This is a genomic window from Huijunlia imazamoxiresistens (assembly GCF_037132455.1).
Taxonomy (GTDB): Bacteria; Bacteroidota; Bacteroidia; order Chitinophagales; family Chitinophagaceae; genus Flavisolibacter; species Flavisolibacter imazamoxiresistens.
The window spans coordinates 229,577-236,229 of sequence record NZ_JBBBEI010000010.1; the positions used below are offsets into that span (position 1 = coordinate 229,577).

General features: G+C 58.4%; 6 protein-coding genes. 5 read left to right on the plus strand and 1 reads right to left on the minus strand.

Annotated elements, in window-relative coordinates; genetic code table 11:
* Positions 1 to 28: 28 nt before the first annotated feature.
* Entirely contained in the window at positions 29 to 841 is an 813-nt protein-coding gene (locus V9K67_RS14320; RefSeq protein WP_336723563.1) for a sialate O-acetylesterase, read from the plus strand.
* A 9-nt stretch (positions 842 to 850) separates the two neighbouring features.
* On the plus strand, positions 851 to 2,203 hold the full coding sequence (locus V9K67_RS14325) for a rhamnogalacturonan acetylesterase (RefSeq protein WP_336723564.1): 1,353 nt from the start codon (positions 851 to 853) through the stop codon (positions 2,201 to 2,203).
* 116 nt (positions 2,204 to 2,319) lie between these two features.
* Here V9K67_RS14325 and V9K67_RS14330 read toward each other — a convergent pair whose 3' ends face one another.
* Entirely contained in the window at positions 2,320 to 3,333 is a 1,014-nt protein-coding gene (locus V9K67_RS14330; RefSeq protein WP_336723565.1) for a LacI family DNA-binding transcriptional regulator, read from the minus strand.
* A gap of 198 nt (positions 3,334 to 3,531) precedes the next feature.
* On the opposite strand from V9K67_RS14330, the gene V9K67_RS14335 reads away from it, so the two are divergent.
* The 3 genes from V9K67_RS14335 to V9K67_RS14345 all read left to right on the plus strand — a co-directional run.
* Positions 3,532 to 4,371, plus strand: coding sequence for an SDR family oxidoreductase (locus V9K67_RS14335; RefSeq protein WP_336723566.1), 840 nt, complete (start codon positions 3,532 to 3,534; stop codon positions 4,369 to 4,371).
* Positions 4,372 to 4,576: 205 nt separating this feature from the next.
* Positions 4,577 to 5,767 (plus strand): mannonate dehydratase, encoded by a 1,191-nt coding sequence (gene uxuA / locus V9K67_RS14340; protein ID WP_336723567.1) that lies wholly within the window; start codon positions 4,577 to 4,579, stop codon positions 5,765 to 5,767.
* A 158-nt stretch (positions 5,768 to 5,925) separates the two neighbouring features.
* Positions 5,926 to 6,653 (plus strand): glycosyl hydrolase 2 galactose-binding domain-containing protein (locus V9K67_RS14345; protein WP_336723568.1); only part of this gene is annotated, 728 nt, incomplete at its 3' end.

A 6,653-nucleotide genomic window follows, 5' to 3' on the forward strand; every position in this document is an offset into this window, starting at 1 on the left:
GAAGAACGCTTTCAAAAAATTGAACCAGATGAAAACCTTTTTCAGCCTGTGCCTGTTGTTCGCTTCCCTAATAGGCGGGGCGCAACAGCAACAACCCGACCCTAACTTTCATGTATACCTGCTGATCGGGCAGTCGAACATGGCCGGCCGGGGCCGCCCCGATTCGGAAAGCAAAAGGCCGCACCCCCAGCTCCTCATGCTCGATAAGGAAAACCACTGGGTACCCGCCACCGACCCGGTGCATTTTGACAAACCCGGCTCCGCCGGCGTGGGCCCGGCCATCAGCTTTGCCCAAGAAATGCTGGGCAACGACAAACACACCCGCATCGGCCTGGTCCCCTGCGCCCTGGGCGGCTCGCCCATCCGCGTGTGGCAGCCCGACTCGGTTTATTTACAGGTATGGCACCCCTACGACGACGCCCTCCGCCGCGCCCGGCTGGCGATGCAACAGGGCGTGCTCCAAGGCATCCTCTGGCACCAGGGCGAGTCGGACAATACCCGCGGCCGCTCCGCCCTTTATCTCGATAACTTAAAAACCCTGGTCCGGCGCCTCCGCACCGACCTGGGCCTGCCCGACCTGCCCTTCGTAGCCGGCGAGATCGGTTATTTCAATAAAGACAATTACATCAACCCGGTTGTCAACCAACTGCCGCAGCAGGTGCCGCAAACCGCCGTCGTTTCGGCCCGCGGCCTGACCGACAAGGGCGACCGCCTGCATTTCGACACCCCCTCGGCCCGCGAACTGGGAAAACGCTATGCCGCCGCCCTCAAAGGGCTCCAGGCCGGGGGCAAAGCCGGCAAAGGCCACGCAAAAAAGAAAAAAAAGCAGACTCCTAAATAACTACCCAGCATGAGAAACAGGCTCTTTCTGCCGCTGGCGGCTTTGTGCTTCAGCAGCTGCACGGCGCAAAGGGAAGCGGCAACGCCCGCCCCCGTCAACGGTCTTCAATTCGACTTCGGTCCCGGCAAGGCCCCCAAAGGCTTTTTCAAAGTACTGCCCCAAACCGCCTACAGCCCCGCCAAAGGCTATGGCTTCGAAGGGGGCGCACAGGTCCTTGCCGCCACCTCCAACGGCAAGGACGCCCGTACCGACGGCTATGTGACCTCCGACCAACCTTTTTACTTTTCCGTGAAAGTGCCCGAAGGCAACTACCACGTGAAGGTGACGCTGGGCGATGACGCGGGCACTGCCGATGCGGCCATCCGGGCCGAGTGCCGCCGCATGATGGTCAACCGCGTGCAAACCGAAAAAGGAGAGCACCGGACGGTGGAATTCACCCTGCACATCCGCGACAGCGTCATCCGCGGCGCGGGCCGCAACGTGCGCCTCAAAGAGCGCGAACGCGCATACCGGCACTGGGACGATAAGCTGACCCTGGAATTCAACGGCGCCGCCCCCAAGGTCAACGCCATCGAGATCACCCCCGAGCAGAAGGACGTGGTGAACGTATTCCTGGCCGGCAATTCCACCGTGGTGGACGGGTCGAATGAGCCTTATTCCGCCTGGGGGCAAATGATCCCCTTCTTTTTCCAGCCGGGCAAGGTGGCCGTGGGCAACTATGCCGAGTCGGGCGAAACCCTGAGCTCTTTTATCGCCGCCCGCCGCTTCGAAAAGGTGCTGAGCCTGATGAAACCCGGCGACTATGCCTTCGTGGAATTCGGCCATAACGACCAGAAACAAAAAGGCGAAGGCGTGGGCGCCTTCACCACCTATAAGAAGAACCTGGAATTCTTTATCGACGAAGTAAAAAAGAAGGGCGGCATCCCCGTGCTGGTGACCTCCGTGCAGCGCCGCCGCTTCAACGAGGCCGGCCAGATCGAGGAAACCCTGGGCGACTACCCTGCCGCCGTGCGGCAGACGGCCCGGGAAAAAGGCGTGGCCCTGATTGACCTGAACGCCACCAGCAAGATCATGTACGAAGCCTGGGGACCCGAAGAATCCCTCAAAGCCTTCGCCCACTTCCCGGCCAACACCTATCCCGGTCAAACAAAAGAAATTGCCGATAATACGCACTTCCGCCCCTTCGGCGCCTATGAAGTAGCCAAACTGATCGTCAAAGGCATCCGCGACAGCGGCATCGGCCTGGCGAAAGCGATCAAACCCGATGTGCCGGAATTCGACCCTGCACGTCCCGACGCCTACGCCTCCTTTTACTGGCCCCTCAGCGTCACGACGGCTTCGGTTAAGCCTGACGGTAACTAAATAACGATGTAGTTTTTATCTTTTGTTAATGCAGGCCTCACCGGGAACCGTTACGGTTCAAGTGAGGCTTTTTTTATTTTGACAAACCGAAGCGCCGCTTTTTATGGCCCGGTGAATTATTTGCGGGTGGAGCCTCGCTCGACCAGCACCGACTTGATGGTAATGTTTTCGTTGGGGATGGACACCCGTTTTTTATCCAGGTGCTTCAGCAGGATGGTGGCGGCCTGTTTGCCCATTTCGAAGGCGGGCTGCGAGATGGTCGTCAGCGGCGGGCAGAGCAAGGGAGCGGTGGGCAGGTTCGAAAAGCAGATCACCTTCACGCTGTCGGGGATCTGGATGTCCAGGTCGTGGCACACCTGGTAGGTCACCAGCGCCAGCTTTTCCACCGAGGCGAAGATGCCTTCGGGTGGGTTGCTGCTGTTAAGGAGTTGCTTGACTTTCCGGTAGTTCACTTTTTCATCGCCGTTGCACTTGACGATGCGGGCCTCGTTGACGGGGATGTCGTATTTGTGTAAAGCTTCCAGGTAGCCCTGCTTCCGCTTGTTGTCGATGGAGAGGTTTTCGGACAGCGACAGGTAGGCGATGTCGCGGCAGCCGTTCTGGATCAGGTGCTCGGTGGCGTTGAAGCTGCTGGCGAAATCGTCGGTGGTGATCTTGGCGGTTTCGATCTCGTGGCAGATGCGGTCGAAAAACACCACGGGGATGTTGCAGCGGATCAGTTCGCTGATATGGTCGTAGCTCCTGGTGGTGGCGGCCAGCGACATGATCACGCCGTCCACGCGGCCGTCGTGCAGGTGTTTGAGGATGCGCTCTTCGAGCTGGAAGTCCTCGTGGGTCACGTAATAGAGGGCATGGTAGTCCTGGGCCAGCACGGTGGTTTCGGCGCCGCTGATGGCCTGGATGAAAAAGTTGTTGGTGAGCTCCGGCACGATGATGGCGATGGTGCGGCTTTTCTGCTGGCGCAGGTAGGAGGCGTAGGGGCTGGCGCGGTAGCCCATTTCTTCGGCGGTCTCCAGCACTTTGCGCTTCGTTTCCTCGCCGATCTCGTAGCTGTCCCGCATTGCTTTGGATACGGTGGAGACCGAAACGCCCAGCCGGTTGGCGACTTCTTTTAAACTGACTTTAGCCATGCGAAAACTTTTCGCAAAGTAAACGAAAGTTACTCAAAAGTACGAAAATGGAACTACATCGATTTCGTAAATAAAGTAGAAAAACTATCGTGGAAGCCGGGCATTTCTGCTCATCTTTGACCGGCAATTTCCTATAAAAGCCCGGGGCGGTCCCCTACCCCGATTTCGTACAACCGAATACTTTAAACTCCAAAAGATATGTTTTCAACTTTAGCTGGAAAAACTGCGGTGGTGACCGGCGGCGGCGGCGTGCTGTGCCGCACCCTGGCCCTTTCCCTGGCCGCACAGGGCGCAAACGTGGCCATACTCGACCTGAAGGAAGAGCTGGCACAGAAGGTGGCCGACGAGGTGACCACTGCCGGCGGCAAAGCCATCGGCCTGGCCTGCAACGTGCTGGAAATCGACAGCATCCGGGCGGCCCACCAGCAGGTGCTGCAGCAGTTGGGTCCCTGCGACATCCTCATCAACGGCGCCGGCGGCAACCACCCCAAGGGCACCACTTCCAAACCCCACCTCCATGCCGAAGACCTGCTGGACGGCAAGGACCTGAAAACCTTTTTCGACCTCGATCCCGAGGGCATCAAGTTCGTCTTTGACCTGAACTTCATCGGCAGCCTCCTGCCCACCCAGGTTTTTGCCCGCGACATGGTCGGCCGCAGCGGCTGCAGCATCATCAACATTTCTTCGATGAACGCCTTTACGCCCCTGACCAAGATCCCCGCTTACAGCGGTGCCAAGGCGGCCATCTCCAACTTCACCCAGTGGCTGGCGGTGCATTTCTCCAAGGTCGGCATCCGCGTCAACGCCCTGGCCCCCGGCTTTTTCCTGACCGAGCAGAACCGCACCCTGCTCACCCACACCGACGGCTCCCTCACCGACCGCGGCAACACCATCATCGAGCACACCCCCATGGGCCGCTTCGGCACCCCCGACGACCTCACCGGCACCCTGCTGTGGCTCTGCTCCGACGCCTCCGCCTTCGTCACCGGCGTGGTGGTTCCTATTGACGGCGGCTTTTCGGCTTTCAGTGGCGTCTAACGGAAGGAGGAATTGGTTAATTTGTTAATTGGGAATTAGGTATGGGGCAACTGTCCTTAACTTGATCCCCGGAATAAAAATTTGATCACGACAACCGGGTATGTATACCAGAGAACCGCTGAACTCCTAACGCTGGAATTTTGGAACTCTGGAACTTTAACTCGTAAACTCGTGAACTTGTAAACGCGTAAACTTAAAAAGAAGAATGAGCTTAGAACAAACCTGGCGCTGGTACGGCCCCAAGGATCCCGTATCGCTGTGGGATATCAAACAGGCCGGCGCTACCGGCATCGTTACCGCCCTGCACCACGTTCCCAACGGAACGGTATGGACCACCGAAGAAATCCTGAAACGCAAAGCCGAAGTGGAGGCCGTGGGCCTTACCTGGTCGGTAGTGGAAAGCGTGCCCGTGCACGAAGACATCAAGAAGCGCACCGGCAACTACGAGCAATACATCGAGAACTACAAGCAGACCCTGCTGAACCTGGGCGCCTGCGGCATCGACATCGTGTGCTACAACTTCATGCCCGTGCTCGACTGGACCCGCACCGACCTCGACTACCAAATGCCCGACGGCTCCACCGCCCTGCGCTTTGAAGCCGCCGCTTTTGCCGCCTTCGAGCTGTTCATCCTCAAGCGCCCCGGCGCCGAAAAGGACTTTTCCGAGGCCCAGCAGCAGAAGGCCAAAGCCTACTACGAAGGCTTGTCGGAAGACGGCCGCAAACTGCTGGTCAAAACCATCATCGCCGGCCTGCCGGGAGCCGAAGAAGGCTATACCCTGGAAGAGTTTCTGAAAGTGCTGGCCGCCTATGACGGCATCGGCCCCAAGGAACTGAAAGAAAACCTGTTTTACTTTTTGAGCCAGGTGGTACCGGCCGCCGAACAGGCAGGCGTGCTGCTGTGCATCCACCCCGACGATCCGCCTTATGCCATCCTGGGCCTGCCCCGCGTGCTGAGCACCGAAAAGGATGTGGAGGACCTCTTCGCTGCCGTCCCCAGCCCCAATAACGGCCTCACCTACTGCACCGGTTCGTTTGGCGTGCGCGCCGACAACGACCTGGCCGGCATGGTGGAACGCCTGGGCCACCGCATCCACTTCGTGCACCTGCGCAGCACCCGCCGCGACGAGGAAGGCAACTTCCACGAGGCCGACCACCTGGATGGCGACGTGGACATGTATGCTGTGATGAAAGCCCTGGTGCAGGAACAGGAGAAGCGCCGCGCCGCCGGCCGCAAGGACCTGCGCCTGCCCTTCCGCCCCGACCATGGCCATAAGATGCTCGACGACCTGAAAAAGAAAACCAACCCCGGCTACTCGGCCATCGGCCGCCTGCGCGGACTGGCCGAACTCCGCGGCCTGGAGCTGGGCATCCGCCGCAGCCTGGCAGGAAAATAAGCAATAGACAATAAGCGATGGGCAATAAGCAATAGACAAAAAGCAATGGGCAATCCTCAAGGGACAGTAGTTGTTGGTGTACCATAAGGTTGCTCATTGCCTATTGCTTATTGCCCATCGCCTTTTGCCCGTTCACTCTTAATAAACCATTGTTTGTCATGAAATTTCGATATTATCTCTCTGCCCTCCTGCTGCTGTCGCTGGCGGACGCTTCCGCCCAGCGCGCCAAATACAACTTCAACGGCGGCTGGAAGGTGCAGGTAGGCGATGCCCAGGGAGCCGAAGCGCCCGCCTTTGCCGACGCCTCCTGGAAGTCCGTCACCCTGCCCTGGGCCTGGAACGAGGACGAAGCCTTTAAAAAAGACATTGCCGAACTGTCCGACTCCATCTCCTGGTACCGCAAACACTTCAGGCTGCCCGCCACTGCCCGCGGACATAAAGTATTTTTGGAGTTCGAAGGCATCCGCCAGGCCGGCGAATTTTACCTTAATGGAAAACGTATAGGCCTGCACGAAAATGGCGTCACCGCCTTTGGCTTCGACGTTACGGACGCCGTGAATTTTGATGGCGAGAACGTACTCTCCGCCCGTATCGACAACAACTGGGACTACCGCGAAAAAGCCTCCAACAGCAAGTACCAGTGGGAAGACCGGAACTTCAACGCCAACTACGGCGGCATCAACAAAAACGTGTACCTGCATATAGCCCCTAAAGTGTACCAGACCCTGCCGCTTTATTCCAACCTGGGCACTACGGGCGTGTATGTGTATGCCGATAACTTTAATATCAAAGGCCGCTCGGCGACCATTCATACTGCCTCTGAAGTGAAAAACGAAAGCGGCAGGCCGCAGCAGGTTTCTTACGAAGTGCGCATCCTCGACGGCGG